The following is a 1,122-nucleotide window of genomic DNA, read 5'->3' on the forward strand; positions in this document are numbered from 1 at the left end:
CTTTAAATATGGTATTACGAAACAAATGAATTGTAAATGTTGACCTTAAAAAGAAATGTGTATATAATTACATGTAGTTATTGAAACTACATGTAATTATATGAGGGGTGTTATTATGAATGCTTATGTAAGGGAACCAGTTAATGCATTTACTCACTTAGGTGGAGCGATATTATCATTTATTGCGTTATTAGCTATGCTTGTGAAAGTTTCTATCAAGATGCCATCATTTGCTGCAATTACAGCTGTTATTTTGTTTGGTATTGGAATGATGGTCCTTTATACGGCGTCAGCTGTATATCATAGTGTTGTGGCCAATGAACGTGTTATATACTTCTTTAGGAAGCTAGATCATTCTATGATTTTTATATTAATTGCAGGTACATATGCACCCTTTTGCTTAATTACATTAAATTCAGCAAGTGGTTTGCTATTATTTTGTTTAGTCTATGCAACTGCGATTTGTGGCATTGTATTTAAAATGTTTTGGTTTAATTGTCCAAGGTGGTTATCGACAGCAATTTATATTACGATGGGTTGGTTAATTGTTTTATTCTTTGCACCGTTAGCTGAGAATTTAAGTACAGGAGGCATTATTTTCTTAGTACTTGGGGGCATTTTTTATACAATTGGTGGATTTATTTATGGAACAAAGCCAAAATGGTTAGAGTTTAAATACATGGGGCATCATGAAATTTTTCATGTTTTTGTATTATTAGGTAGTCTTGCGCATTTTCTAAGTGTATATTGTTACGTAATTTAATAAAAAAACGTCACATAATTTTTATTATGTGGCATTTTTTTATTACCTGATTAGAATCGTATATGTTATAAAATTATTATGGGATAAAATGTAAGTTTCTGTGTTCGCATGTTAAACATAGGATAAGAAATATATGATATACTTTGAGAAGTTTATAATGAATGAAATATGGAGGACTATAATTATGGCAATACTTGTAACAGGTGGAGCAGGATATATTGGTAGTCATACATGTGTAGAATTACTAAATAGCGGTTACGAAGTTATAGTAGTGGATAATCTTTCGAATAGCTCGGTAGAATCTATAAATCGAGTAAAAGAAATAACAGGAAAACAATTTAAGTTTTATAAAGAAGATG

General features: G+C 30.3%; 2 protein-coding genes. Both read left to right on the plus strand.

The window, feature by feature from the left end:
- Positions 1 to 115: 115 nt before the first annotated feature.
- Positions 116 to 763, plus strand: a complete 648-nt coding sequence (gene trhA, locus ACQGSG_RS29130) for a PAQR family membrane homeostasis protein TrhA (RefSeq protein WP_000995363.1) — start codon at positions 116 to 118, stop codon at positions 761 to 763.
- A gap of 184 nt (positions 764 to 947) precedes the next feature.
- The coding region (locus ACQGSG_RS29135; RefSeq protein WP_426948775.1) for an SDR family NAD(P)-dependent oxidoreductase at positions 948 to 1,122 on the plus strand (175 nt) is incomplete at its 3' end.

This window comes from Bacillus sp. GMa5/1 (assembly GCF_050172015.1).
Classification (GTDB): domain Bacteria; phylum Bacillota; class Bacilli; order Bacillales; family Bacillaceae_G; genus Bacillus_A; species Bacillus_A cereus.